The following is a 25,852-nucleotide window of genomic DNA, read 5'->3' as shown; positions in this document are numbered from 1 at the left end:
GGCGAAGACCGTTGGCCGGCTTCCTCGATCTCCCCGAGCGCAGCCCCAAGCCGCGCGACCGTGGGCTCACGCACGTCCTGGACAAGGGCCTGTCGTGTGGCGAGGTCGACGCGCTGATGGAGGTCTGCGGCGACGCCGTCGACATCGTCAAGCTCGGCTGGGGCACCGCGCTGGTCACCCAGAACCTGGAGGCCAAGCTCGCGCGCTTCCGCGCCCACGACATCCCGGTCGTCCTCGGCGGCACGCTCACCGAGGTCGCCCTGCGCGACGGCCGCCTCGAGGGCCTCGTCGCCTGGTGCAGGGAGCTCGGCATCGCCCACGTCGAGGTCTCCGACGGCACGATCGCGCTGGAGCCGGAGCGCAAGCGCGAGATCATCGCGCGACTCGCGCGCGACTTCACGGTCTTCTCCGAGGTGGGCTCCAAGGACGACGAGAAGATCATGGCCCCGTACCGCTGGGTCGAGGAGATCGAGGCCGAGCTGGCCGCCGGGGCGTGGAAGGTCATCGCCGAGGCGCGCGAGTCCGGGACCGTCGGGATCTTCCGCGGCGACGGCGAGGTCCGGATGGGCCTGATCGACGAGATCGCCCACGCGGTCGACGTGGCGTCGCTGATCTTCGAGGCGCCGCGCAAGGAGCAGCAGGTCTGGTTCCTCAAGCGCTTCGGCCGCGAGGTCAACCTCGGCAACATCGCGCCCGCCGACGTCCTGTCGCTGGAGACGCTCAGATTGGGATTGCGTTCGGACACGGTCGAGGCCGACCTGTGAGCGCGGAACGCTTCGCGGGGGCTCAGGTTCCGTTCGCCCACGGCGTGTTCCTCGCCCGGCATGGCGAGACCGACTACAACGCGGCCAGGCGCTTCCAGGGCCACCTCGCGGTGCCGCTGAACGCCCGCGGCCGCGAGCAGGCCCACGAGCTGGCGGCGGTCGCGGCGCAGCGGGAGTGGGCGACGTTGATCTGCTCGCCGCTGCTGCGCGCCCGCGAGACCGCCGAGATCGTCGGCGCCGCGATCGGCCACCACCCGATCGAGGACGCGCGCTTCGCCGAGACCGACTGCGGCGACTGGACCGACCGGATGTTCGCCGACGTGCAGCGCGACGAGCCCGAGCTGTTCGCCGCCTACATGCGCGCCGACCCGGACTTCGCGTTCCCCGGCGGCGAGTCGTTCGTCCACCAGCAGCTGCGCGTCCTGGAGGGCATCGACGCCGCCAAGCTCGGCCCGCGCCCCGCGCTGGTCGTCAGCCACCGCGGCTCGATCCGGCTCGCGCTCGCCGCGCTCTACGAGGACGACGCGCACCGCAGCGCCGCGATCCCGAACGCCGCGCTGGTGGAGCTTCCGTGAGCGCGGCACCCCCGGCGACTCCCGCGCCCACGCGGCGCGCGGCCGTGGTCGTCTTCGGCGTGCTCGTCGTCGCGACGTTCGCAGCGTTCTTCATCGCTCAGCGACTCAAGAACGCGCCGTCGGTCGTCCAGGGCCTGCAGATCGACACCGGCGTGCACCAGAAGGGCGACCCGCCCGCGTTCTCGCCCAACGGCGACGGCCGCCGCGAGCGCGCCCGGATCACGTTCCGCCTCAAGAGGGCCGACGACGTCACGGTCCACATCCTCAACGCCGACGGCGACCAGGTTCGCAAGGTGTATGACAAGCACCTCAAGGCCTACAGCTTCGTCAAGCCGTCGATCGTGTGGGACGGCCGCGACGGCAACGGCCAGCTGCTGCCCGACGGGCGCTACCGCGTCGCGATCACGCTCGCGCACCTGGGCCGGACCGTGATCTCGCAGCGCACGATCCTGCTCGACACGACGCCGCCCAAGCCGCGGGTGCGGTCGATCGGGCCGAGCAAGGCCTACGGGCCGGAGCTGCTGCCCGCGCAGGGCGACGCGCCCGCGCAGGTCCACTTCCTGCCCGCCCAGCGCAACGCGACCGCGCAGGTCTACAAGACCGCGCCGGGGACGCCGCGGCTGGTCCGGACCGACGACATCAGGCAGGGCGCGGTCGAGTGGGCCTGGGACGGGACCAACGAGGCCGGCCGCAAGGTCTCGCCCGGGACCTACCTGGTGGTGTTGCAGTGGCGCGACCCGGCGGGCAACCGCGGGACGTCGGTGCCGCTGGACGCCAGGGGCCTGCCGATCCTCGATCGCGGCAGGCTGCCCGGCCACGGCGGCGTGACCGTCCGCTACCTCGGCGCCCAGACGCCTGCGACCGCGGTCCCGTCCGGCCAGAAGGTCGAGGTCCAGGTCGACGCGCGGACCCAGCGCTACACCTGGAACGTGCACCGCGTCGGGCAGACCGCGGTGCGCGCGCACTCGACCAACCCCAAGACGACGCCGAACGTGCACTTCACGGCGCCGGCCGGCACGTCGGGCGTCTACGTCTTCACCGCGCACACCGCGACGCGCCAGACGCGCGTGGTCCTGCCGGTCCAGTCCAGGCAGTCGGTCGCCGGCACCGCCGCCAGGCCCAAGGGCGTCCTGGTGGTCCTGCCCTACACGACCTGGCAGGGCGAGAACACCGGCGACGACGACGGCGACGGCGCGCCCAACACGCTCGACCTCGGTGGCCCGGTCCGGCCGGTCCGGATCTGGGCGGGCGACGGGCTGCCGGCCGACTTCGTCGACACCGAGGCGCCGCTGCTGCAGTGGCTCGATCGCAACCACCACAACTACGACGTCACGACCGACCTGGCGCTCGCCGCCGGGAAGGGCCCGGCGCTGGCCGGCCATCACGGTGTCCTGATCCCGGGCGACGCGCGCTGGCTGCCGGCGAAGGTCCGGGCGTCGCTGCGCGCGTTCGCGCGCGGCGGGGGCACGGTCGTCTCGACCGGGACCGATGCGCTGCGGCGCTCGGTCGCGCTCGACCGCAAGGGCCGCCTGGCCAGGCCGACGCCCGAGCGCGCGGTCGACCTGTTCGGCGCGCGGATCGGCGCGGTGACGACCAAGACCACCGACTTGACCGTCTTCGACGATGACAAGACGATCGACCTGTTCAAGAACTCCGGCGGGGTCCTGAAGGGCGTCACGTCCTGGGAGCCGACGGCACGCGAGGGCGACGCCTACGCCAAGCCCGCGTCGTCGGCGGTGACCGACGAGGCGAACGGGTCGAAGACCGTCGTCGTCGCCGTGCGCTTCGGCAGCGGCCTCGTGATCCGGCCCGGCTTCCCGGGCTTCTCGCAGCGCCTCTCCGCCAACACCGACCCCGCCACCACCGCGTTGATGGCACGGATGTGGACGCTCCTCTCCCACTGATCCTCGCCGCCCTGTTCGCCGCCGGCGCCATCGTGGCGCCGCGCGCCCGCCTGCGCGCGTGGTCGACGCTCGGCGCGCTCGTGCTGGCGCCGATCCTGCTGATCTCCGACATCTGGGACACCGAGCAGGTGCGGCCGCTGCGCGACCACCCGTCGCTGGCGGTCGTGGGCGTTGTGCTCGGTCTTGCCGCGCTGGCCGCGCTGGCCGTGTGGTTCGACCGCACGCCGTCGGCCTTCCCGCTCTGCGCCGCGGCGGCGATCCCGTTCCGGATCCCGATCTCCTCCGGCGGCTCGACGTCGAACCTGCTGGTGCCGCTGTACGTCGTCGTCGGCGCGGGCGCGCTGGCCTACGCGATCCCGCGGATCGCCGGCGAGCGCGGCGACGAGCGCGAACGGCCCGCGACGATGTTGGAGTGGTTGCTCGCCGGGACGATCGTGTTGTACGCCTTGCAGGCGTGGTACTCCAAGGACTTCGACAAGGCGCTGGAGAACGCGGTCTTCTTCTACGTCCCGTTCGCGTTGCTGTTCGCGCTGCTCGCCCGGATCACGTGGTCGCGCAAGCTGATGGTGCAGGTGCTGACCGTGTTGTCCGTGTTGGCGCTGGCCTTCGCGTGCATCGGGTTCGTGGAGTACGCGACGCGGCACCTGTTCCTGAACCCGAAGGTCATCGCGTCCAACCAGTTCGAGTCGTACTTCCGCGTCAACTCGCTGTTCTTCGACCCCAACATCTACGGGCGCTTCCTGGCGATCGTGATGATCGGGCTGGCCGCGGTGCTGATCTGGGCGTCGCGGCCGCGCGACATCTGGACGGTCACGCTCGTGCTCGCGGTGCTGATGGCGGGGCTCGTCCTGACGCTGTCGCAGTCGTCGTTCGCCGCGCTGTTGTTGGGGCTGTTGGTCCTGGCGGGCGCGCGCTGGTCGCCGCGGTGGGCCGTAGGCGTAGGGGTTGCCGCGCTGGTCGTCGGCGCGATCTTCATCGTCGCCGCGCCGTCGTCGATCCGGCTGGACCTGAACTCGTCCAAGGGCGCCGACACGGCGACCTCCGGCCGTTACGACCTGCTCAAGGGCGGGATCAACCTGTTCGGCGACAAGCCGCTGAAGGGCTACGGGTCGGGCGCGTTCTCGCGGGCCTACCGCCACGCCGAGAGGGGCTCGTCGGCCGAGAAGGCCGTGAGCGCGTCGCACACGATCCCGATCACGGTCGCCGCCGAGCAGGGCCTTCCGGGCTTGTTGGTGTACATCTGGCTGCTGGTGGCGGCGTTCCTGGCGCTGCTGCGCGGCGTCCGCGGCGATCCCGTCCGGGCGGCGATCGCCGCGGCGTTCATCGCGCTGGTGCTGCACACGTGGAGCTACGCGTCGTTCCTCGAGGATCCGCTGACGTGGGCGCTGCTCGGCACGGGCCTGGCGCTGTCGCTGGTGCCGCGGAGGCGGCGGCGGCCCGAGGCGCCGCCGGTGCCCGCCACCGCATGACGCGCGATCGGCGCATCGAGCTGTACGTCGTCGGCGCCGCGGTCGTGGCGGCGGTGCTCTTCTGGGCGCTCGTGCCCACGTACCCCAACTACGACGCCTACTACGCGCTGGACTGGGGGCGCGAGATCGTCCGCGGCCACCTGCCGACGTTCCAGGCCTACCAGGCGCCGACGCAGCACCCGCTGTACCTGGTGATCACCGCGCTGTTCGGCCTGGTGGGGGAGAGCGCCGACCGGTTGTTGGTGCTCTTCACCTGCCTCTGCCACGTCGCCTTCACCTACGCCGTGTACCGCCTGGGCACCGCGATCTGGGACCGCCGCGCGGGCGCGATGGCCGCGTTCCTGGCGGGCTCGTCGTTCGCGCTGTTGCTCTACGCCGCGCGCGCCTACGTCGACGAGCCGTTCCTGGCGCTCGTGTTGTGGGCCGGCGCGCTCGAGGCCGAGCGCACCGTGCGCGGGGGAGACGCCGGCGCGCGCGCCGGCACCGGCCCGGTCTGGGCGCTGCTGATCCTCGCCGGCCTGCTCCGGCCCGAGGCGTGGCTGCTCGGCGGCGCCTACTGGCTCTGGCTCTGCTGGCCGGACCGCAGGCCGCTCTGGAAGCTCGTCCCGCTCGTCGTCGCCGCGCCGCTGCTGTGGTGCCTGGTCGACGCGATCGTCACCGGCGACCCGCTGTTCTCGCTGCACTCGACCTCCGACCTCGCCGACGAGCTCAACCGCTCGCAGTCCTTCAGCAAGGTCCCCGGCGACTTCGTGTCGTTCCTCGCCGACACCGCGCGCCTGCCCGTCGCGCTGGCGGCGATCGCGGGCACCGTGTGGTCGTTCAGGCAGCGCGACTTCCGCGCCGCGCACGTCCCGATCGCGCTGTTCCTCGCAGGGTCGATCACGTTCCTGGCGACCTCGGCCGCGGGCCTCTCGGTCCTGCCGCGGTACCTCACGGTCCCGGCGGTCGCGCTCTGCCTGCCCGCGGGCTACATCGTCACTCGGAGCCGCGCGCTGCTGGCGGTCGCCGTCGTCGCCGGCCTGGCGTTCGTGATCGTCCGCGCCGACGCGTTCGGCAAGCTCGCGACCGAGCTGCGCTTCATCCGCTCCACGCACGACGACCTCGCCGCCGTCCTGCACTCGCCGACGGTCCGGGCCGGGCGCGCCTGCGGCCCGGTGACGCTGCCGAACTACCGCCTGGTGCCCGACACGCGCTGGATCCTCGACGCGACCCAGAAGCAGGTCGGCTCCCGCTCGGCCGTCCAGCGCGACCACGGCGTCGCGCTGCTGCTCGTCGGCGAGAAGCTCCTGCGCCGCTACGGCTTCGCCGACGGCGCCTCGCCGAAGACCAACGCGCCGCCGGACGGGTTCCTCCGCGGCGACATGCGCGGCGGCTTCACCGCCTACATCGCCTGCCCGCCCGCTAGGTGATGCCGAGCGCCCGGAGGCGCTCCCACAGCGGTGCGTTCTGGTCGTGCGCGGTCTGCTCCAGCGCCCACTCGCGTAGCTCCAGGTCCGGCGCGGTGCGCCGTCCCGCCTGCTCCAGCAGCGCGTCGGCGAAGCCCTCGGAGCCGCGCGTCGTCGTCACGGCGTTGGACCACGTCTTGACGCCCGCGAGGTCGAGCGAGACGGTCCGGCGCCCGAGGCGCGCGTACTTGAGGATCCGGTAGGGGAGGCCGGCGTCGTTGAACGGCTCGACCTTGAACGGGACGATCCCGACGTCGGCGCACAGGATCAGCCGCGCGGCCTCCTCGTCGCTGCGCGCGCCGAGCCAGACGAAGCCGGGGTGCTTGCGGCACCAGGCGTAGTCCTCGTCGCCCTTCATCTCGTCGTCGTGCCAGGCGCCGATCAGCAGCAGCGTGAGCCTGCTGCCCAGGCGCTCGCCGACCTGGCGCAGGAGGGTCCAGTCGGTGCGCCAGCCGAGGTGGCCGAGCGACACGGCGATCACGTGGCCCGACGGGTCCGGCGCCGGGAAGTCGTCGGCGGCGAGCGGGACCAGCTCGGCCTCGCGGCCGGCCTCCTCCTCGAGGCGCTTGAGCTCGTTGGAGGCCACGAACGTCAGCGAGGAGAGGTGCGCGGCGGCGTCGTGCAGCTCGGCGAGGCGCTCGCGGCGCGCGGGGCCCGCGTCGTAGGCGTGCTCGTAGCGGTCCCAGCGGCCGTACCAGAGCTCGCAGTCGGGCTCGCGCTGGAGGATCGCGTTGGCGAGCAGGACCTGGACGGGGTGGAAGATCACGACGACCTTCGCGCGGTCGCCGTTGCGGTGCAGGACCTTCAGCAGGCGCTTGGCGGTCCTGCCGGCGAGGCTCGCGCCGACGGCGTGGGGAAGGCGCAGCAGCGCGCCGTACGGGATCCGGGGTGGGTCGACGGCGACGACCGCCTGCGCGCGGAGGAGATCCTGGGCCTGATCGCGCAGGATGAAGCCCTCCAGTGCCCGCGGGAGCAGGAGGAGGGCGAGCGGGCGGAGTTGCTCGTGGGGCGGCGTCGACATGGCGGAGCAGCGGAGCGTAGCCCGCGCGCCATCGCTAGCGTCTCGTCGCGCAATGGCCTCGTTGTTCCGGCGTCTCCTCGCGAGCACCTTCGTCTACCAGGCGCCGAGCATCCTCTCGGCGCTGCTGGCGATCGTCACGCTTCCGCTGTACACGAGGTACCTCTCGACCGCGGACTACGGCTACGCCGAGAACCTGCTGACGGCGATCATCTTCACGTCGATCCTGCTGCGGTTCGGGATCGGCGAGGCGTTCGTCCGGTTCTGGTTCGACGACGAGGACCACGCGCGGCGCGTCGATCTGGCGCGGACGGTGACGTCGTGGACGTTGTACGCGTCCACCGTGGTCGCGCTGATCCTGTTGGTGTTCGCCGCGCCGTTGTCGCGACTGATCCTCGCGCACGAGGACGCGTCGCTGATGGCGTCGGGGATCTTCGGGCTGTGGGCGTTCACGAACCTCGAGGTGGCCAACGCGCTGCTGCGCGTCGAGGAGCGGCTCAAGACCTACGCCATCTGCGCTGTGTTGAACATCTTGCTCACCGTCGGGCTGACGGTGTTGTTGGTGGTCATCCTCGACAAGGGCGCCCGCGGCTACGTGCTGGGCAACTACGGCGCGTCGACCGTGATCCTGCTCGTCCTCTGGGTCCTGCTGCGCGACCGCGTCTCGTTCCGGCCCCCGCGGCGGACGGTGGCGCTGCTGCGCTTCGGCGGGCCGACCGTGCCCGCCGACGCGGCGGCCTTCGCGCTCAACGTGGTCGACCGGACCTACATCCTGCACCACGACTCCGCGGACGCCGCCGGGCGCTACGGCTTCGCGGCGAAGCTGTCGACGGTCGTGATCGTCGCGGTGCGCGGGTTCCAGGCGGCGTGGCCGCCGTTGGCGTACAGCGTGACCGACGAGGCGCAGGCGGCGCGCCTCTACGCCCGCGTGACGACGCTCTACGTCGCGGTCACGGGCGTCGTGGTGTGCGGCGTGCTGCTGGTGGGCCGGTGGGCGGTCCGCGCGCTGGCCGACGACCCGTCGTACTACGGGGCCTCCGCCGCGCTCCCCTGGGTGGCGCTGGGCTGGGCGCTCTACGGGTTGGTGCTGGTGTTGATCACCGTCGCGGGCCGGGCGAAGGTCACCAGCCGCAACTTCCCCGCGACGCTGGCCGGCCTCGTGGTGAACGTCATCCTGTTGGTGACGCTCGTGGACCCCCTCGGGATCGCCGGCGCGGGCATCGCCCTCTGTGGCGCCTACGTCGTGATCGTCTTCGTGTTGTACATGTTGACCCGCGACCTCTTCTCGGTCCCCTTCGAGTGGCCCCGCCTCGCATCGGCGGTCATCACCCTCACGACGATCGGCCTGGCGGGCGAGCTGCTCCTGCCGACCCACGGAGCCCTCGGCCTCGCAACCCGCTTCGCCCTCCTCTGCCTCGCACCCCCCGCGCTCGTCCTCACCCGCGTCATCACCATCCCCGAGCTCCGCCGCCTCCAAGAGCTCCGCCACCAGCCGGCCTGAGGCGGCGCCCCTCTCCTGCACGGTCTAGGCTGAGGCCGCGATGGCCGGCTCGGACGACGACATCTGGGACCTTCCGCTCGGCGGGCTCGTCGACGACGGCGCCGTGCTCGCCGTCATCGAGGAGCACGCGGAGCTCGATCCGCTGCGCCCGGGCTGGGACCTCCGCCTCGCCTACGAGCTGCAGCTCGCCGAGCTGTACCGCGACGTCGAGCGCTGGGTCGTGCCCGGGTTCTGCCACATCTGCCGGCGCCTCACGCCGATGTTCTGCGACTGGGTGTCGGCCTGGGGCGGGACGCCGAACTACCGCGAGCGCCTGCACTGCCGCAACTGCGGCCTCAACAACCGCCAGCGCTTCACGGGCGAGCTGCTGCGGCGTCTGGGCGCGCCGCCGTACTACCTGTTCGAGACCGTCACCGGGTTCTACACCTGGGCGAAGGCGACGCTGCCCGAGGTGACCGGGAGCGAGTACCTCGGCCACGACATCCCGGGCGGCACGATCGTCCAGGGGCTTCGCCACGAGGACGCGCTGAACCTCTCGTTCGCCGACGACAGCTACGGGACGATCGTCTCTTGCGACGTGTTCGAGCATGTCGCCGACATCGACCGTGCGCTCGCCGAGTGCGTCCGCGTGCTGCGCCGCGACGGCGTCCTCCTGCTCTCGGTGCCGTTCACGCCCGACCAGCCGACCACGGTCAAGCGTGCCGAGCTCGGGCCCGGCGGCGAGGTCATCCACCTCGAGGAGCCCAACTACCACGGCAACCCGCTCGACCAGGAGAGGGGCTCGCTCACCTTCTACGACCACGGCTGGGACCTGGTCGACCGGATGCGGGCCGCCGGCTTCCGCGACGTCGGCGTCGTCGCCTACTGGAGCCAGCTCCACGGCCACCTCGGCCGGGGCCTGCAGTTCCAGCTGCTCGCGCGCAAGTGAGGCGCGCCAGGCCCTGCGGCCCGTGGCGTCTCGGCCACGAGGCGCCACGGGTCGGTCGGGTCCGGCGTGCGCCGCGCTGAACCTCATCCCCGAGTGGATCTGGCGTGCGTGCCGATCCATCGCGCAGCGTGAGGCGACTGTACGCCTGGTCAAACCCCGTGTGGCGTCGAGGCGCATCGGACATTCGTCCGGCCCCGAACCGAAATTGAGGATGGTGAAGCTCCGAAATTGCGGAGCGGCCGGAAGCTTCGAGTTCCGGTGTGCTGCGTGCCTTACAGCGTCGGGCCGCCGCGGTTGAACTCGTGCGCGGCCTCGCGCAGGCCCTCGCCGCGCGATGGGCGCAGCGTCGCGGTCACGTGCTTCCAGTAGCGCTTCGGGTCGTGGCCGGGCGCGACCGTCGCGACCAGCGCCCGGACCGCGTACGTCCACGCCGTCAGCACCCGCACCACGAACGCCGCGCCGGCGGAGTGGTGCTTGCGCATGTACCGATCGCGGTTGCGCGACAGCTCGACGATCCGCCGCTCCGGAACCGCGCCGGTCGACAACTGCTCGTGGTGGAACGCCTCGGCGCCCGGCACCCACAGCGTCGACCACCCGGCGTCGGCGAGCCGCTTGCAGAAGTCGACCTCGTCCGAGTACACGAAGAACTGCGGGTCGAACCACCCGATCTCCCTCGCCGCGTCCCGCCGGACCAGCAGCGCCGCCGACTGCGCCCAGTCGACCCGCCGCGTCCTCCGGCCGCGCGACTGCACCGTCAGCCGCTTGTGCAGGAACAACGCGCCAACCACGGCGGTCGCCGGCGTCGGGAACCGCCACGCCGACGGCTGCACCCGCCCGTCCGGGCGCAGCAGCTTCGCGCCCGCGGCACCCGCGCGCTCCGCACCGGTCAGCGCCGCGTGCAGCTTCAGCGTCGCCCCCGGCTTCAGCTCGCTGTCCTCGTTCAACAACAAGCAGAACCGCCCGCGCGACCGTTGCAGCAGGTGCGAGTCGTTCTCGCCCTTCCCGCGCCGCTGATCGAGCGCCACGACCTCGGTCACCGTCGGATGCCGCCTCGCAGCGCCCGCGCTCCCGTCGGTCGACGCGTTGTCGAGCACCAGCACCTCGGCCTCGAACGGCAGCGCCGCCCGCTCCGCCGCGATCGCATCCAGGCAACGCACGAGCAGCTCGCGCTGCTGCGTGTTGACGACGCAATAGGAGACCTCGACAGCCACGGCGCGTCAGGGTGCCAGATCCGGCGCCCCGACCGGTGGCTCACCGATGAGGTTCAGGGCCCTCACGCAGCCGCCCCGGAACACCGACCTGTCACCGTCGACAGGTCGCATCCGCACGATCCGCGGCGACCCCGGGACCAGCGTGAACGCGTCGTCCTCCGGGACCCACCCCGGGACGTCGATCCGGACGCCCCACGCGACGCGCTCGGCGCGCAGCGCGACGACGCCGTCGCGCCACTCCGCCTCCAGCCCGAACGCCTCCGCGACCAGCGGCGGCCCGACCGGGAAGTGCACCGCCTGCGCGAGGACCGCGTCGCCGCTGCGCAGCGTCGCCACGACCGTGTCGTGCGGCGCCGGCCCGAACCGGTAGGCGTACGAGACGTCGAGGAACCGCCTCAGCACGCCCTCGACGCTCAGCCGCTCCACGCCGTGCGGCGCGACGACGATCTCCTCCGACCCCTCCGCCAGGACCTGCGCGCCGCCCGCCAGGACCACGACGTCCACCACCGCGTGCAGCGGCTCGGCCGCGTCGTTCGCCACGTGCACGTCGAGCCCGTTGAGCCCCTCGTCGGTGAACCACACCGCCCGCGGCTGCAGCACCGGCGCCAGGCGGCGCAGCGCGACCTTCGCCCGGCCATCCACATCAAGAACACCCCACCCGGACCCCGGGCGCAGGTCGCGCGACCACAGGATCAGCCCGCCGCCGCAGCCCGACCCCGCGCGCCGCCAGTCGCCGAAGACGTAGGCCATCAACTCGCCGGTCATCTGCCGCGCCAGCTCCCAGTAGCGCGGGTGCGAGCGCTCGACGCCCCACAGCTCCCGCAGGTAGTGGTCGCGCACGTCGGCGAAGTCCCAGTCGGACCCGACGTCGCGCATCACGCCCACGTCATGGTCCTCGACGTCGCCCGGCACGTTGGCGAACGCCAGGCACTCCGAGGCGAACCGGACGCCCGCCGTCCGGACGTCGCTCAGCGGCCGCCGGTAGCCGCCGACGCCGAACCAGTTCGCGACGCCCTCGCGCGGGTGGAACGGCATCGCGCCGCCACTCGGCGCGTTGGTCACGTAAGGGACGTCGCCCACGCCCGCCTCCCGCGCGCAACCCGGGAGCAACTCCTCCAACAACGCGCCGCGCGCGAGCGCCGGGTCGACGCCGAACATCGCCGCCTGCTGCTCGATCTCGGAACCCCCGCACAGCACCGCCAGCGACGGCCGCCCGCCGATCCGGGCCAGCACCTCGCGCGCTTCACGGACAACCTGCTCGGCGAACGCGGGATCCTCGACCGGGTAGTCCATGTTGGCGAACATGAAGTCCTGCCAGACCAACAACCCCAACTCGTCGCACAGGTCGTGGAACGCGACGTCCTCGTAGACCCCGATCCCCGGGATCCGCACCATGTTGATCCCCGCGTCGCGCAGCAGCTCCAGCGTCGCGCGCGCCTCGCCCTCCGGGACCGGCGTCCAGACGACGCCTCGCGCGAACATGTCGATGCCATTGACCACGCACCGCGCCGCGTCGTCGCCGAGCGTCCGGAACCCCGTGCGCCCGACGCCGACCTCGGCGCCGTCGACCCGCAGGACCACGTCGTGCAACGCGGGCGTCCCGTGGGTGTGCGGCCACCAGAGCGCGACGTCCGGGATCCGGACCTCCGCGCGGCCGTCGACGAGCGGCGCCGCGATGTTCCCGACGACCACCTCGCCCTCGACGCCCGGCGCCGAGACGGCCAGCACGCCGTCGTCGCCCTCGACCCGCGGTCGCAACACGATGTCATCAACTTGCAAAACGCCCCGCCGCCGCACGAGCCACACCGGCCGCCACGGCCCCACGACCGGCGGCCCCGGGGCGAACCCCGGCGCGCGGCCGAGCACCGACGTCCGGACGAACCGCAGCGCGCCCGCGTTCTCCACCACCTTGGTCCGCCACCGCTGCCGCGGCCGCTTCGGCTGCTCGGCAAGGACATCAACAAGGGCGCGGCAGCGGATCGTCAGGACGTTCCCGCCGTCACGCAGCAACCCGCCGACGTCCACGCGCTGCGAAGCGAACATCGACGTCCCCGCCGCGACGAGCTCGTCGTTCAGCGTCGCCTCCCACACGGTGGCGACGCCGTCGAAGACCAACTCCACCGTCTCGCCCGGCGCCGCGGCCTCGGCGTCGAACGACAGCACGAACGTCGCCGCCGCGTCGTCGCTCGGCACGCCGCCCTCGACGTGCGCGAACCCCTCCAGCCGCCGGGCCGTCAGCCCGCCATGCTCAGGCCAGCGCGGCATCCAGCCCGCCGACGGCGCGCTCCCACGCCGCGGCGAGGTTCCCGACGACCGGCGCGGGATCGAAGACCTTCCGGCGTGCGAGCTTCAGCGACAACATCATCGAGCCGCTCACGATCTCATCCATCGCAGACGCGATCTCCTCGCCGTCCGGGCCGAGCAGCCAGCGCACGTGCGCGGCGAGCAGCTCGAAGGCGCTCCCGACCATCCGGACCGTCGCGAACGCGTACTCGTGGTAGCGCTGCGGCTCGCCCGCCAGCAGGTCCGGGAGCGACACCGCCAGCGCCGCGCCGAAGCGCGTGAACGGGTTGGTCACCGGCCGCTTGCGCAGGTGCCCGGCCAGGCACGCGCGCGCGGCGTCGAGCAGCTCGTCGCCCCGCAGTGCCGGGCCCGCGTCGAAGCGCACCAGCTCCGTGTACGGCGGCAGGTGCGCGACGGCGCTCGCGAACACGCCCGCGTAGTCCTCGCCCGAGAGCTCGTACCGGCCCGCGTTGTGGAAGTAGCGCAGCCACCCCGCCTCGCGGTCGATCGCGTCCGCCGCCACCGACGTCTTGACGTGCTCGGACCGGTACGACGTCGCCGCCGTGTCCGGCAGCCACCACGCGTCCAGCTCGACGATCATCGACCGCCCCGCGGCCAGCTGCTCGGCGATCTGGTCCGGGATCGCCCGGTAGGGCTGCATCTCGTGGATGTCGATGCCGTACAGGAGCTCGAGGTCGCCCGGGGCCGGCTTGAAGAACGTCCACTGGTCGCCCTCGAAGTCCATCCGCGCGTTGATCCCCAACATCGCCAGCGGCTCGTAGCCGCGCGCGTGGACCAGCTCGATCAGGACGTCGGTGTAGCAGTTGGTCTCGACGTAGGTCCGGCCCGGCCGGTGGACGGCGTGCGGGACGTAGACCTCGGCACCCGTGTCCACGGCGCTCACCCTACGGAGTCCCAGAGCAGCGAGCGAACCTCACCCGGCCAGGCCGCGACGTCGAGGCCGTGGGTCTTCAGCAGCGCCAGGACGATCCGCTCGTGGCCGAAGCCGAGGCACGCGGTGTGCGCGGTCCCGCCGTCGGCGGTCTCGATCCCGTACAGGCCGGAGAAGTGGTCCTGGTGGTAGTTGAAGGACGCGATCGCCGTCGGCTCCGGATCGGTGATGTCCACCAGGATCTCGAACTTCAGCGCCTGGTCGCGCTGTGAGGCGGCCATCATCCGGCCGGCGCGGCCGAAGAACGGGTCGTTGGCGACGTCGAAGCGCGCGTCCAGACCCAGGTCCACCAACAACGCCAGCGCGCGGTCGCGCCAGCTGTCACGCCACGTCTGCACGGTCTCGGGCTCGGCGATCCGGACCAGCTCGCGCATGTGGAACATCTGCAGGCGCGCGGGGTCGCCGGACGGCTCGTGGCGGAACGCGTAGGACGCGCCCGGGTCGATCGTCACGCCGCCGGCCGGCAGCGTGCCGCGCCGCGCGACCGCGGGGTAGACCGGGTAGCAGACGGCCGGCGTCAGGCAGAGGTCGGACGGGTGCTGGTGCTCGGACCAGTCGCCGTGCTGCCCGGCCACCTCGGCCATCGCGCGGGCCTGGCCCTCGCTGCCCTCGAAGGCGAACACGGAGCCCGCGAGGTGCGGGAAGTTCTCCAGGTAGCCGAGGTCCTCGATCTGCCTGCGCGGCAGGACCGGGGGGAAGCGGAGCACTTCCGGAGTCTCACCGGCGGCGAGCGCCGCCCGCGTCACGTAGGCGTCGAAGGCCAGCCGGACGGCCTCGTAGTCCGACCCGCGCCCGTACACGCCGGGGACGCCGGACGGGATCAGGTGCCCGGCCTCGACCAAGGCCTCCAACAACTGCGCCTGGGACTCAGACGCCTCGCGGTACGCCGCCATGTGCGCCTAGACCTCCTTGGCGATCAGCAGGAGCTGCGCGTTCGTCTGGTGGATGCGCTCGTTGGCGACCATCAGCGACGCCGACATCGAGTCGCGCAGGTGGCGCCCGATGCTGAACGGGGTGTCGTTCTTGAAGCCGACGATCCCGCACACGCCCATCGCCTGCTGACAGACGACCGGCGCCTGCTCGGAGGCGGCGAGCTTCAGGTTGTTCATGCGCAACGCGAAGGCCATCGTGGAGAGCTTCTCGCGGTCGTCGGCGGCGCCGTTCCACATGTCGAGCGACGAGTGGACCTCGGCGCGCAACAGCGACAGCTGCGTCATGACGTGGCTGAGCTTGACCGCGGCCGGGACCGGTTGGCCGGGCGCGCGCTTGGCGGCGGCGCGGACGAAGGCGCGGGCGCGGTCGAAGGCGTCGGTGGCGATCCCGAGCCAGATGTGCGACCACAGCAGGTGGCTGATCGGGACCATCGACTCGGTCGAGATCGCCGGGAAGGGCTGGCCGAGCACCTGCTCGGTGGGGACGGTCGCGCGGACGACGTAGCCGGGCGAGCACGTGCCGCGCATGCCGAGCGGGTCCCACGTGCCGGTGGGCTCGAGCGTCGTCTGGTCCTTGGCGGCGAGCACGAGCACCTGGGCGTCGGCGTCCGGGTGGGCGCGCAGCGTGACGAGGAGGTCGTCGGCGTAGGCGCCGTAGGAGACGGTGGGGGCCTGCTTCTCGAAGGACGCCATGCCGCCGTCGCCGGGCGTGAGCGCCGCGACCGAGCGGCTCATGTCGCCGCCGGTGCCGACCTCGGAGGTGACCGAGGCGATCAGGCGCTGCGAGACGACGAGGTCGCGCAGGTAGTCCTCGAACCACGGCGAGCCGTCCAGGTGGCGCACGATCGTCGCGACCTGGATCTGGTGCATGGCGTACACCATCGCCGAGGCGCCGCAGCGGCGGCCGAGCTCGAAGCAGGCCTGGGCGACGGCGTCGAAGGAGACGCCGGCGCCGCCGTACTCGGCGGGGACGAGCGCGGAGAGCGCGCGCTGCTCGCGCAGCGCGGCGAAGGTCTCCTGCGGGAAGCGGGCGTTGCGGTCGACGTCGTCGGCGTTGGCGGCCGCGATCTCGTCGGCGATCTGGGCGATGCCGGCCAGGAAGGCGGCGTCGCGGTCCGTGTCGACGGTCATGCCACGAGCGGCGCGTCGAGCTGCTGCAGGGCGGCGGCGATCGACGCGACCGACTCGAAGACGGAGCGCTTCAGCATCTCGTCGGGGAACTCGACGTCGAAGGCGTCCTCGAGCGCGAGCATCACGTTGACGCTCGCATGCGAGGTCATGCCCGCCTCGTAGAGGGAGTCGCCATCGGCGAGCGTCTCCACGTCGGCCGCGAGGCGGCCGTGCTCCTTGACGATCTCACGGACTTCGGGAAAAGACACGTCCGTCATTATCGGTGCTCTCGGTGGAGATCTTGACCGGTGGATGCAAGGCCGCCTGCCTATGTCCCCACGACGACAGCGGCCGCGTACTCGTCCTCATGGGTGAAGGAGAGCGCCAGGTCGGAGATTCCGCCGCTCCTGGCGGCTTCCGCCGCGGTGCCGTGCAGCGCGACCCTCGGAGCGCCCTCGGTCTGCCGAATGACCTCGATGTCGGTCCAAGCGACCGCCTCGTCGCGCTTCACCTCCAGGACCTTCATCACCGCCTCCTTGGCAGCGAACCGCGCCGCGAGCTTCAACGCCTCACCCCGGCAATCGGCCTGCTCCTGCGCGGTGTAGACCCGATCCAGATACCGCTGCCCATGCTCCTCCACGGCCTCAGCAACACTCGCGACCTTCACCAGATCAATGCCCACCCGCATGCCCGGGACCCTATCCCGCGCCGCGTTTGCCGGTGTGCCGCGTAGGGTCGGGGGATGGGTGATGTGCGGTTGGAGCGGTGGGCGGAGCGGGATGCGGGGTTGCTCGTGGAGCTCAATGGCGATCCGGAGCAGATGGAGCATCTCGGGGGGCCGGAGACGGCGGAGAAGCTTGCTGATCGGCAGGAGAGGTATGTCGCCGCTGAGTGGTGCTTCGTGGTGGTCGATGGGGATGGGCGGCGTGCGGGGTGGGTCGGGTTCTGGGAGTCGGAGTGGAGGGGGGAGGTGGTCCTGGAGATGGGGTGGTCGGTCAGGAAGGACCTCCATGGCAGGGGGCTCGCGAGCGCGGGCACGCGACTTGCCGTCGCGCGGGCCGAGGTGGCGGCCAGGGAAGCCGGCTTGGCGAGGATCGTCGCGTTCCCGAACGTCGAGAACGTCGCCTCGAACCGCGTCTGCGAGCGCGCCGGGTTCGCGCTCCTGGAACGCGATGCCGACGTCGAGTACCCGCCCGGTCACAGGATGCGCTGCAACGTCTGGGCGCTAGCGGTCGGGTGACGTGTCGGTCTTGATGTAGGAGTACGGCGCGGAGCCCGCTCCGTCATCCGACGTCAGCGCCGGGCAGCCGTCCCGCAGGTCCTCGCAGCCGACGGCGCTCCCGTCGGCGCGGTGGATCGCCAGGCGCGAGTGGTAGTAGAACGACAGGTCGTTCGGGTCGTGCCTCGGGTCGACGGCCGCGCCCAAGGGATCGGACCGCCAGCGATCGCTGAGCAACCGCGCGTCGGCGCTCGCGTCGCCCTTCACGTACTTGTCGAACCACGCCGTCGTGTACCAGGCCGCGAGGTCCGGGCCGCGCAGCGACGCGCCGAACGCCGGGTTCGGGATGTAGGAGAAGTCGAGGTGCGAGCCGCCGCGGATGATCAGCTCGCCCGAGTCCACGCCCGCCGCCGTGTACGCGTGCGAGGCCGCCGACTTCCCGTCCGGGTCCGGCTGCGACAGGTTCGGCGTCGCCGGCAGGCCGTAGTCCGCGGAGATCCCGAGGCCGGGCTTCGTGATCGGCGGCGTCGTGCGCTGCGACGCGTCCACGCACGATCCCTCACCGAGCGACGCGCCGTCCGGGCCGGCCACCCCCGAGGCGGCGGGCTCGCCGAGGTTGTCCCACGCCACGACCGCCTTGACCCGCGGGTCCCACTGCGCGACGTACGACACGCCCGCCGCGCCGTACGAGTGCCCCGCGAGCCCGATCCGCGAAGCATCCACGAGCGACGCGAACGGGTTGTACCCCGTGTCGAGCCCCGCCGCCACGCGCCGGTCCTGCTTGGCCGCGTGCGACGTCCCCGACGCGCACGACGGCCGCGGCTCGTACGGCCTCGCCCTCGTCGACAGGAAGAAGTCCAGCGCGTCCACCGTCCCGTCGAAGAACGGCCGCCCGTCGGTCTGCGACGGCGTCCCCTCGCCGGCATCGGCGCCCTCGCCGAGGGTGTCCGACTGCCCTTGCCCCTGCGGGTCGAACGTCAGGACCACGTACCCCGCCTTGGCCAGCGCCTGCGCCGCGTACCAGTACATCTGCTCGTCGGCCTGCACCGACCCGTTGGTGATCACGACGCCCGGCCGCTGCGCCGGCCCGGACCGCGTCGCCCACACGTGCCCGCTCAGCGTCGCGCCGTTGCGCGCCGTGAACAGGACCGGCTCGACCAACCCGTAGTCCTTGCTCTTCCAGTCGTACAGCCGCGGGTCGCCCGCGCAGCCGTCCACACCGTTCCAGCACAGGTCGCTGACGAACTCGCGCTCGGGATCCCTCGCCTGCGCCGCGGTCGCCGCCAGCCCGTTCTGCAGGCTCACCCTCCGCAGCAGCAGCTGCACCGGCGGGTCGAGGTACGTCGCCTGCCGCTCCAGCGTCTTGGAGAAGTTGGTGGCCTCGGTCACGGGGTCGAACGCCGCAGCGCTCCCCGCCCCGAAGACCAACAGCACGACGACACCCGCGAGCACTCCCCAGACCCGGAACATGTGGTCTGGAACGCAGCGGTTCCCCAGAACTGGCGGTCCGTCAGCGCAGCAGGTCCCCGATCGCCTCGCGCACCAGCGCGGCGATCTGCTCGGGGTCCTCGTCCGCGAACGCGTTCGCGCTCTCCGCGAACACCTCGGTGATCGTCCCGACCACGGCCGCCATCCGGACCCGCTCGCGCAGCGGGATCGCTTCCGAGCCGATGATCCGCGCAAAGCGCGCCTCGATGCCCGGATCCTCCTCGGCGATCCGCGCGGCGATGCCGGCGAACGCGTTGCGGTTGCGGTCGTGCAGGAGGATCAGCTCGCGGTTGTCCACCATGAAGTCGATCATCTCCTCCGCCAGGCGCGGCCAGATCGCGTAGCGCGCAGGCCCGTCGGGCGCCGCCTCGAGCGCGTCGAGCAGGCCCGACCCCAGCACCTGCAGGCGGCGGTGGAGCTCCAGGAGGATGTCCTCCTTGCGCTCGAAGTAGTAGTAGAGCGCCGCCTTGGTGATCTCCAGCCGCTCGGCGATGTCGCGCAGCGACGTCTTGTCGTAGCCCTGGCGTGTGAACAGCTCCTGCGCGACGTCGAGGATCCGCTCGCGCGTCTCGATGCCCTGGCTGCCGCGTGGTCGTGCCATCTCCGGACAGGTTACTTGACGGCCGGTCAATTACCGCTATGGTGGCGGTCCTCCCAGTTACTTGACGACCGGTAAGCCAACAACCATGACCCTCTCCTCCTCTCCCTCCCCAACCACCGACGACCAGCCCTTCCGCCTGCGCTGGGTCGTGCTCGCCGTCGTGATGACCGCCAACGTGATGGACGCGATGGACGCCACGATCGCCAACATCGCCGGCCCGTCGGTCCGCCAGGACCTCGGCGGCTCCGCCTCGGCGCTGCAGTGGATCGCCGCCGGCTACACGCTCGCGTTCGCCGTCCTGCTGATCGCGGGCGCCCGGCTGGGCGACATCTTCGGCCGCCGCCGCGTCTTCCTGATCGGTTCCGCCGGCTTCACGCTGTTCTCGGCCGCCTGCGCCGCGGCGCCGTCGATGCCGGTCCTGATCGCCTGCCGCGCGCTCCAGGGCGCGTTCGGCGCGCTGATGATCCCGCAGGGCTTCGGCTTCCTGAAGCAGGTCTTCCCCAACCAGTCCGAGTTCGACAGGGCCATGGGCTTCCTCGGCCCGGCGACCGGCGTGCCGCTGCTGCTGGCCCCGATCGTCGCCGGTGCGCTGATCGACGCCAACTGGCTGGACGTCGGCTGGCGCCTGGTGTTCCTGATCAACGTCCCGATCGGCATCGCCGCGCTGGCGGCCGCGATCCCGTCGCTGCCCGACAGCCCCCATCGCCCGCAGCTGAAGCTCGACCTCGGCGGCGTGGGCCTCGTCGGCCTCGCGGTGCTGGCCATCATCTACCCGCTGATCCAGGGCCAGGAGAGCGGCTGGCCGCTGTGGACGTTCGCGATGATCGCCGCCGGCCTCGGGTTGTTGTACGCCTTCATGCGCCATGAGCGCAGCCACGAGGAGAACGCGCTGATCGAGCCCTCGCTGCTGCGCAACCGCGACTACCTCAGCGGGATCGCCGTCGTGCTGTTCTTCTTCGGCGCGTTCTCAGGGTTGTTGCTCTGCGTCTCGCTCTACGGGCAGCTCGGCGAGGGCTGGTCGCCGCTGCACGCGGGCCTGACGCTGACGCCGATGGTCATCGGGATCGTGATCGGCATGACGATCTCCTTCGCGCTGGTCGAGCGCCTCGGCCGCCACCTGCTGCACATCGGGATCGTGCTGATCGCCATCGGCAACGTCGTCATCGCGCTGGTCCTCACCGGCGCCGACAGCGCCGGGACCTGGGACCTCGTGCCCGGGCTCCTGCTCGTCGGCGCGGGGGCGGGCACGAGCTTCGCCCAGCTGTTCGGCTTCGTGCTCGGCAGCGTCAACATGGACGAGGTCGGCTCTGCCTCCGGCGTGCTCGAGGCGACCCAGCAGCTCTCGACCTCGCTCGGCGTCGCGGTGCTGGGGACGATCTTCTTCTCGGCCTTCAGGCACCACCTGCCGCCCGAGGCCCTCCAGATCACCGCCTGGGCCTGCCTGGCCCCACTGGCCGGCGCGTTCCTGCTCATCTTCCGCCTGCCGATGCGAGCGCGCGACGAGCAGGAGCTGGCCGCCGCGGCGGCCTAGGGACTCAGCCGCCGGCGGGCTTCGTCGTCGTAGACGAGCACGAGGCCGTCGCGCGGCTCGTCTGAGTCCAGCCACTCGTCGGCCTTGGCCAGGTCGAGCTTGGCGTCGGAGAGGAACGTCGCGACGACGAGGTCGAGCGCGTCCGGCCGCGGGACGTAGCCGGGCTCCCAGCCCATCTGGCCGCCGTTGAGGATCGACAGGCCGTCGGGGCGCAGGTAGTGCAGGCGGAACTGCACGGACGCTTCGTCCCCGTCCATGGTGACGAGGCCCTCCAGCTTGATGAACTCGACGTCCACGGCTGGTGTTCTACACCGAGTAGCGTGGCGCGCGCTGTGCGCGTCGATGTCGTCGATCCGAGTGCGTTCACCCCGCCGTATGACCGGGCGCTGAGTGCTGCGCTGGTGGCGGCGGGGGTGGAGGTGACGTTGGTGACGTCGCGGTTCGCGTATGGCGAGGTGCCGGAGGCGCCCGGCGTCCGGATCGAGGAGCGGTTCTACCGGCGGGTGGTGGGGGCGCCGGGGTCGAGGGTGCGGTTGGTGGCGAAGCTCGCCGCGCATGGGCCGGAGATGGTGGGGTATGCGCGGGTGGCCGCGAGGCGCGCGGATGTCGTGCACTTCCAGTGGTTGACGGTGCAGCCGGTCGATGTGCACCTGCTCCCGAGGAACGTGCCGACCGTCTTGACCGCCCATGACGTCCTCCCGCGCGAGCCGCGTGCCGGGCAGCTGCGGGCGCAGCGACGCCTCTATGAACGCGTCGATCGTGTCGTCGTGCACTCCGAGCACGGTGCGCGGCGGCTCACCGACGAGCTGGGGATCGACCGCGCGCGCGTCCGGGTCATCCCGCACGGGGCGTTCACGCACCTGGCGAACCTGCAAGCCGTGCTGCCCCCGGAGCTGCCCGACACCGACAAGCCGGTCGTCGCGCTCACCGGCCTGCTGCGCCCGTACAAGGGGATCGACGTCCTCCTCCGCGCCTGGCACGACCTCGACGCCGAGCTGTGGATCGTCGGCATGCCGCGGATGCCGCTGCCGGCGCAGCTGCCGCCGGGTGTCCGGCTCGTCCCGCGCTTCGTCAGCGACGCCGAGCTGGCGGGCGTGCTCAAGCGCGCCGACGTCGTCGCGCTGCCCTACCGGGAGATCGACCAGTCCGGCGTCCTCTACGCCGCGCTCGGGCTCGGTCGCCCGCTCGTGCTCTCCGCCGTCGGCGGCTTCCCGGAGGTCGCGGCGACCGGCGCCGCCGCGCTCGTCGCACCCGGCGACGCCGAGGCACTCCACGCCGAGCTGGCGCGGCTGATCGCCGATCCGCAGGCCCGCGCCGCGATGGCGGCCAAGGCGAGCGCGGCCGCGCGCACGACCTACGCCTGGGACGCGATCGCGCGTGAGCACGTCGCGCTCTACGACGAGCTTCGGCTACGTTGAACCGCTCGTGAGGCGCGGGATCTTCTGGACAGCGGCGGGGTTGCTCGGGTGGGCGCAGGTCGGCTACGGCGCGGCGCTCGCCGCGATCGAGCGCGACGCCGACCCGCGCTGGCCGGACCCCGCGAGCGACGACGACCTCCCGACCGTCGCGCTGATCGTCGCCGCCCACGCCGAGCGCGACGTCATCGCCGCGAAGGTCGCCAACGCGCTCGCGCTCGACTACCCGCGCGCCAAGCTCGAGGTCGTCGTCGCCTGCGACGGCTCCACCGACGGGACCCAGGACGCCGCGCGCGCCGCCGGCGCCGACGTCGTCCTGGACCTCCCGCGCGGCGGCAAGGTCGCCGCGCAGGACGCCGCCGTGCGCCGCAGCACGGCGGACGTCGTCGCGTTCTCCGACGCCAACGCGCTGTGGGAGAACGACGCCCTGCGCAAGCTCGTCGCGCCGTTCGCGACCGACACGCGCATCGGCTACGTCTGCGGCCGCGTGTCGTTCATCAACCCCGACGGCGGCACCAACCAGGAGGGCGTCTACTGGCGCTACGAGATGTTCCTCCGCGCCCGCGAGTCCGCGCTGCACTCGGTGACCGCCGGCAACGGCGCGATCTACGCCACGCGCCGCGACGCCTACGTCGAGGTCGACCCCGTCATGGGCCACGACCTCAAGTTCCCCTTCACGCTCGTCCGCGCCGGCTGGCGCTGCGTCGAGCAACCACAAGCACATGCCACCGAGCGCATGGTCCCCGACGTCGAGGGCGAGGCCGCGCGCAAGCGCCGCATGATGTCCCACGCCTGGGCGATCGTCCTGCACGGCGGCCTGCTCGACCCGCGCGGCTGGCCGGCCAAGTACACCATGATGATCGCCAGCCACCGCTGGCTGCGCTACTTCGGCCCGGCGCTGCATGTCATCGCACTACTCACCGCGCCGAAGTGGCTGCGGCGCGCACAGCTCCTCGGCCTCGCCGCCGCCTTCGCGCCGACCCGCGCCAAGCCGGTGCTCCTGGCCAAGTACTACATCCTGACCCAGGGCTCGATCGCCCTCGGCCTCTACGACCACCTCCGCGAGGGCACGCCCGCCGGCTGGTCGCCCCCGGAAGGGACCCGCTGAACCGCCGATGCCCGAGCCCCTGCGCCGCCTCTTCGACGTCCTCGTCTCCGCGACCGTCCTCGCGATCACCAGCCCGATCGTCCTCGGCGCGCTGCTGGCGATCCGCCTGGAGTCCAAGGGCCACCCGATCTACCGCCAGCGCCGCGTCGGCAAGGACGGCGCGCCGTTCGACGTCCTCAAGCTGCGCACGATGGTCTCCGGCGCCGAGAGGATGGGCGCCGGCCTCGCGGTCGACGACGGCGACTCGCGGATCACGAACGTCGGCGCGTTCCTGCGCCGCTCGTCGATCGACGAGCTGCCCAACCTCGTCAACGTGCTCAAGGGCGAGATGTCGATCATCGGCCCGCGCCCCACGGTCCCGGTCCAGGTCGAGCAGTACACCGACCGCCAGCGCGGGCGCCTCGCGCTCAAGCCCGGCATCACCGGCTGGGCCCAGGTCAACGGGCGCGCGTCGCTGCCCTGGCCCGAGCGCATCGAGCTGGACCTCTGGTACGCCGAGCACAGGACGACGCGCCTCGACATCAAGATCCTGTGGTTGACCGCCCGGATGCTCGTCACCGGCCACGGCCTCTACAAGGGCGAGACCGGAGGGTGGCAGGACCCATCATGAGCGACCACACCAACAAGGCCGTCATGCTCACGGGCACGGGCAAGCGCTATGACATCGTCAGCGCCTTCGCCCAGCACACGCGCCTCGTCGCGTGCGACCCCAACCCGCTGTCGCCCGCGCAGTACGCCGCGACCGTCCGGACGTCGGTCCCGATGATCAAGGACCCCGACTACGTCCCCGCCCTCCAACGACTTGTCGAACAACACGACGTCGGCGCGATCGTCCCGCTGACCGACCTCGACATCGACGTCCTGGCCCACGCCCGCGCCGACGGCCGCCTGCCCCAGGCGCTGGTCCCCGACCCGCACATCGCCGAGGCCACCTACGACAAGTACGCCTGCCACGAGCTGCTCCTCCAGCACGGCCTGCCGTCGCCGTCGACCACGCTCCCGGACGGCCCGGCGCCGGACTCCTACCCCGTGATGGTCAAGCCGATCCACGGCTCCGGCGCGCGCAACATCTTCCCGGCCCGCACCCAGGCCGAGGCCGAGTTCTTCATCAACTACATCGACGAGCCGGTCATGCTCCAGCGCCTCATGGACGGCCCGGAGTTCTCCATCGACTGCCTCAGCGACCGCGACGGCGTCTGCCTCAACGCGATCCCGCGCACGATGCTGGAGTCCCGCGGCGGCGAGTCGATCAAGGGCACCGTGATCGCCGACGCGGAGCTGATCGACCTCGGTCGTCGCGTCGTGGAGGCCTTCGGCGTCCGCGGCCCCGCGACCGTCCAGGTCTTCCGCGACAGCGAGACCGGCCTCGGCATCACCGACGTCAACACGCGCTTCGGCGGCGCGTTCCCGGCGCCGATCTACGCGTCCAAGCCCGGGCGCAGCTACCCGGAGCTGATCGCGCAGATGGCCAACGGCGAGCCCGTCGAGCCCGCCGTCGGCGACTTCCTCGCGGGCCGCACCTTCACCCGCTACTTCTGGCAGCTGGAGCTCGACGAGCAGCTGCAGCCGACCGGGCGGGACATCGTCACGCCGCCCGGCCCGCCTGCGCCCCGCTGATCCCTACGGGATCAGCTCCGGGCCCTTGTCGACGAAGCGGTCGCGGAAGGCGCGGATCGCGTCCCACGTGTTCGCGTTCACCGTCTTGCAGCCGAGCAGCTGGGTCCAGGCGGTCGCGGCGACCTCGTAGGGCATGTTGGTGTTGTTCTCGAACAACATCATGTGGTACGCGGAGACGCCCTTGCTCTTCTCGTTGAAGAGCGCGTAGAGCTGGTTGCGGACCGCGGCGGGCGCGGTCGGCGCGTACTGGAGCTCGATCCGGCCGTGCTCCAGCGTGTGGACGAAGTTCTCCTTGTCGGGCGTGTTGCCCGGCGCGTAGACGCCGTCCTCGGCCGGAGTCGGCCGGTGGTTGCCGGAGGTCGGCGGGTTCGTCCTGTAGGTGTTGTTCGTCGCGGTGTCGGACGGGAGGTGGGTCCGGCCCTCGCTCGGGTACTGCTTGTAGAAGCACCTGGCGGCCTTGACCGCGGCGTCGAAGTTGGTGGTCCTGCGCGCGGGTAGGGCCACTTCCCTGTAGCTGCCGGCGCTCTGGGCGCCGCCCGACCTCTTGTCGCCACCGCCACCGGCGGCCGACACGATCGCCGCGACGACGGCCGCGATGGCCACGAGGCCGATCACGCCACCGGCGACCAATTGCAAGCGGCGCCTGTTGGCGACCTTGCTGGCCTCGGCCTGCTCGCGCTCTTCGCGCTCGCGGCGGCGGCGCTCCTTCTCCTCCTGGCGGCTCGACATCGCGCGGGAGAGTACCGGTGCTTCGATGAACTGCGCGTAAAGCGCTTGCCGC

At 72.0% G+C, this 25,852-nt stretch carries 25 protein-coding genes; 13 read left to right on the top strand and 12 right to left on the bottom strand.

All coding sequences use genetic code 11. From position 1 onward, the window contains the following. Window positions 1-11 precede the first annotated feature (11 nt). From H030_RS0102250 to H030_RS0102230, 5 genes are read left to right on the top strand one after another with little or no spacing between them, the layout of a single operon-like run. The gene (locus tag H030_RS0102250; protein ID WP_027004919.1) at window positions 12-764 is read left to right on the top strand and encodes a phosphosulfolactate synthase; all 753 of its coding nucleotides are present in this window, start codon (window positions 12-14) and stop codon (window positions 762-764) included. Further along, a complete protein-coding gene (locus tag H030_RS36085; RefSeq protein WP_051221498.1) occupies window positions 761-1,339 on the top strand; it encodes a histidine phosphatase family protein in 579 nt (192 codons plus the stop codon). The genes H030_RS0102250 and H030_RS36085 overlap by 4 nt, the downstream gene beginning before the upstream one ends. Further along, window positions 1,336-3,243 (top strand): FlgD immunoglobulin-like domain containing protein, encoded by a 1,908-nt coding sequence (locus H030_RS0102240; RefSeq protein WP_027004918.1) that lies wholly within the window; start codon window positions 1,336-1,338, stop codon window positions 3,241-3,243. Before H030_RS36085 ends, H030_RS0102240 begins: the two co-directional genes overlap by 4 nt. Next, window positions 3,222-4,712 carry an O-antigen ligase family protein gene (locus H030_RS0102235; protein WP_027004917.1) on the top strand — a complete coding sequence of 497 codons (1,491 nt, stop codon included), beginning with the start codon at window positions 3,222-3,224 and terminating at the stop codon, window positions 4,710-4,712. Before H030_RS0102240 ends, H030_RS0102235 begins: the two co-directional genes overlap by 22 nt. Continuing rightward, complete coding sequence (locus H030_RS0102230) at window positions 4,709-6,121, top strand: glycosyltransferase family 39 protein (protein ID WP_155891799.1); 1,413 nt, start codon at window positions 4,709-4,711, stop codon at window positions 6,119-6,121. Before H030_RS0102235 ends, H030_RS0102230 begins: the two co-directional genes overlap by 4 nt. Here H030_RS0102230 and H030_RS0102225 read toward each other — a convergent pair. After that, on the bottom strand, window positions 6,114-7,178 hold the full coding sequence (locus tag H030_RS0102225) for a hypothetical protein (RefSeq protein ID WP_027004915.1): 1,065 nt from the start codon (window positions 7,176-7,178) through the stop codon (window positions 6,114-6,116). The two genes, H030_RS0102230 and H030_RS0102225, sit on opposite strands and share 8 nt — an antisense overlap. Before the next feature lie 52 nt (window positions 7,179-7,230). Here H030_RS0102225 and H030_RS0102220 point away from each other — a divergent pair, with 52 nt between their 5' ends. Together H030_RS0102220 and H030_RS28595 are read left to right on the top strand one after the other, a co-directional pair. After that, the gene (locus H030_RS0102220) at window positions 7,231-8,676 is read left to right on the top strand and encodes a lipopolysaccharide biosynthesis protein (RefSeq protein ID WP_027004914.1); all 1,446 of its coding nucleotides are present in this window, start codon (window positions 7,231-7,233) and stop codon (window positions 8,674-8,676) included. Between the two features lie 40 nt (window positions 8,677-8,716). Further along, the gene (locus tag H030_RS28595; protein ID WP_051221496.1) at window positions 8,717-9,604 is read left to right on the top strand and encodes a class I SAM-dependent methyltransferase; all 888 of its coding nucleotides are present in this window, start codon (window positions 8,717-8,719) and stop codon (window positions 9,602-9,604) included. A gap of 272 nt (window positions 9,605-9,876) precedes the next feature. Here H030_RS28595 and H030_RS0102210 read toward each other — a convergent pair whose 3' ends face one another. The 7 genes from H030_RS0102210 to acpS are packed head-to-tail and all read right to left on the bottom strand — an operon-like array spanning window position 9,877 to window position 16,780. Next, the gene (locus tag H030_RS0102210; RefSeq protein WP_027004913.1) at window positions 9,877-10,815 is read right to left on the bottom strand and encodes a glycosyltransferase family 2 protein; all 939 of its coding nucleotides are present in this window, start codon (window positions 10,813-10,815) and stop codon (window positions 9,877-9,879) included. A gap of 6 nt (window positions 10,816-10,821) precedes the next feature. Further along, the gene (locus H030_RS28590) at window positions 10,822-13,080 is read right to left on the bottom strand and encodes a glycosyl hydrolase 2 galactose-binding domain-containing protein (protein WP_051221494.1); all 2,259 of its coding nucleotides are present in this window, start codon (window positions 13,078-13,080) and stop codon (window positions 10,822-10,824) included. Continuing rightward, window positions 13,064-13,993, bottom strand: a complete 930-nt coding sequence (locus H030_RS0102200; protein WP_196808959.1) for a DUF1839 family protein — start codon at window positions 13,991-13,993, stop codon at window positions 13,064-13,066. Before H030_RS0102200 ends, H030_RS28590 begins: the two co-directional genes overlap by 17 nt. Window positions 13,994-13,998: 5 nt before the next feature. Further along, window positions 13,999-14,943, bottom strand: coding sequence for an amino acid--[acyl-carrier-protein] ligase (locus H030_RS0102195; RefSeq protein ID WP_035125760.1), 945 nt, complete (start codon window positions 14,941-14,943; stop codon window positions 13,999-14,001). Between the two features lie 6 nt (window positions 14,944-14,949). Next, complete coding sequence (locus H030_RS0102190) at window positions 14,950-16,113, bottom strand: acyl-CoA dehydrogenase family protein (protein ID WP_027004910.1); 1,164 nt, start codon at window positions 16,111-16,113, stop codon at window positions 14,950-14,952. Beyond that, the gene (locus tag H030_RS0102185; RefSeq protein WP_419470645.1) at window positions 16,110-16,370 is read right to left on the bottom strand and encodes an acyl carrier protein; all 261 of its coding nucleotides are present in this window, start codon (window positions 16,368-16,370) and stop codon (window positions 16,110-16,112) included. The genes H030_RS0102190 and H030_RS0102185 overlap by 4 nt, the downstream gene beginning before the upstream one ends. 50 nt (window positions 16,371-16,420) lie before the next feature. Then, on the bottom strand, window positions 16,421-16,780 hold the full coding sequence (gene acpS, locus H030_RS0102180) for a holo-ACP synthase (RefSeq protein WP_027004908.1): 360 nt from the start codon (window positions 16,778-16,780) through the stop codon (window positions 16,421-16,423). Window positions 16,781-16,834: 54 nt separating this feature from the next. On the opposite strand from acpS, the gene H030_RS0102175 reads away from it, so the two are divergent. Next, window positions 16,835-17,332: a GNAT family N-acetyltransferase gene (locus tag H030_RS0102175; protein WP_027004907.1), complete on the top strand. Its 498-nt coding sequence runs from the start codon at window positions 16,835-16,837 to the stop codon at window positions 17,330-17,332. Here the strand turns inward: H030_RS0102175 and H030_RS0102170 are convergent. Then, a complete protein-coding gene (locus H030_RS0102170; protein ID WP_155891798.1) occupies window positions 17,318-18,781 on the bottom strand; it encodes a hypothetical protein in 1,464 nt (487 codons plus the stop codon). The two genes, H030_RS0102175 and H030_RS0102170, sit on opposite strands and share 15 nt — an antisense overlap. A gap of 40 nt (window positions 18,782-18,821) precedes the next feature. Further along, the gene (locus tag H030_RS0102165) at window positions 18,822-19,400 is read right to left on the bottom strand and encodes a TetR/AcrR family transcriptional regulator (RefSeq protein ID WP_027004905.1); all 579 of its coding nucleotides are present in this window, start codon (window positions 19,398-19,400) and stop codon (window positions 18,822-18,824) included. Between the two features lie 85 nt (window positions 19,401-19,485). Here H030_RS0102165 and H030_RS0102160 point away from each other — a divergent pair, with 85 nt between their 5' ends. Then, window positions 19,486-20,931 carry an MFS transporter gene (locus H030_RS0102160; protein ID WP_027004904.1) on the top strand — a complete coding sequence of 482 codons (1,446 nt, stop codon included), beginning with the start codon at window positions 19,486-19,488 and terminating at the stop codon, window positions 20,929-20,931. Here H030_RS0102160 and H030_RS0102155 read toward each other — a convergent pair. Beyond that, window positions 20,928-21,227, bottom strand: coding sequence for a hypothetical protein (locus H030_RS0102155; RefSeq protein ID WP_027004903.1), 300 nt, complete (start codon window positions 21,225-21,227; stop codon window positions 20,928-20,930). The genes H030_RS0102160 and H030_RS0102155 overlap by 4 nt on opposite strands. 36 nt (window positions 21,228-21,263) lie before the next feature. Here H030_RS0102155 and H030_RS0102150 point away from each other — a divergent pair, with 36 nt between their 5' ends. From H030_RS0102150 to H030_RS0102135, 4 genes are read left to right on the top strand one after another with little or no spacing between them, the layout of a single operon-like run. Further along, a complete protein-coding gene (locus H030_RS0102150) occupies window positions 21,264-22,349 on the top strand; it encodes a glycosyltransferase family 4 protein (protein WP_027004902.1) in 1,086 nt (361 codons plus the stop codon). Between the two features lie 7 nt (window positions 22,350-22,356). Continuing rightward, window positions 22,357-23,454 (top strand): glycosyltransferase, encoded by a 1,098-nt coding sequence (locus H030_RS0102145; protein ID WP_027004901.1) that lies wholly within the window; start codon window positions 22,357-22,359, stop codon window positions 23,452-23,454. Between the two features lie 7 nt (window positions 23,455-23,461). Further along, window positions 23,462-24,064: a sugar transferase gene (locus H030_RS28585; RefSeq protein ID WP_035125757.1), complete on the top strand. Its 603-nt coding sequence runs from the start codon at window positions 23,462-23,464 to the stop codon at window positions 24,062-24,064. Beyond that, window positions 24,061-25,071 (top strand): ATP-grasp domain-containing protein, encoded by a 1,011-nt coding sequence (locus H030_RS0102135; RefSeq protein WP_027004900.1) that lies wholly within the window; start codon window positions 24,061-24,063, stop codon window positions 25,069-25,071. The genes H030_RS28585 and H030_RS0102135 overlap by 4 nt, the downstream gene beginning before the upstream one ends. A gap of 3 nt (window positions 25,072-25,074) precedes the next feature. On the opposite strand, the gene H030_RS36080 is transcribed toward H030_RS0102135, so the two are convergent. Next, complete coding sequence (locus H030_RS36080; protein WP_027004899.1) at window positions 25,075-25,800, bottom strand: DUF3105 domain-containing protein; 726 nt, start codon at window positions 25,798-25,800, stop codon at window positions 25,075-25,077. Window positions 25,801-25,852 lie beyond the last annotated feature (52 nt).

The organism is Conexibacter woesei Iso977N, from assembly GCF_000424625.1.
Lineage (GTDB): Bacteria > Actinomycetota > Thermoleophilia > Solirubrobacterales > Solirubrobacteraceae > Baekduia > Baekduia woesei_A.
This window is presented reverse-complemented; position numbering and strand designations above follow the sequence as displayed.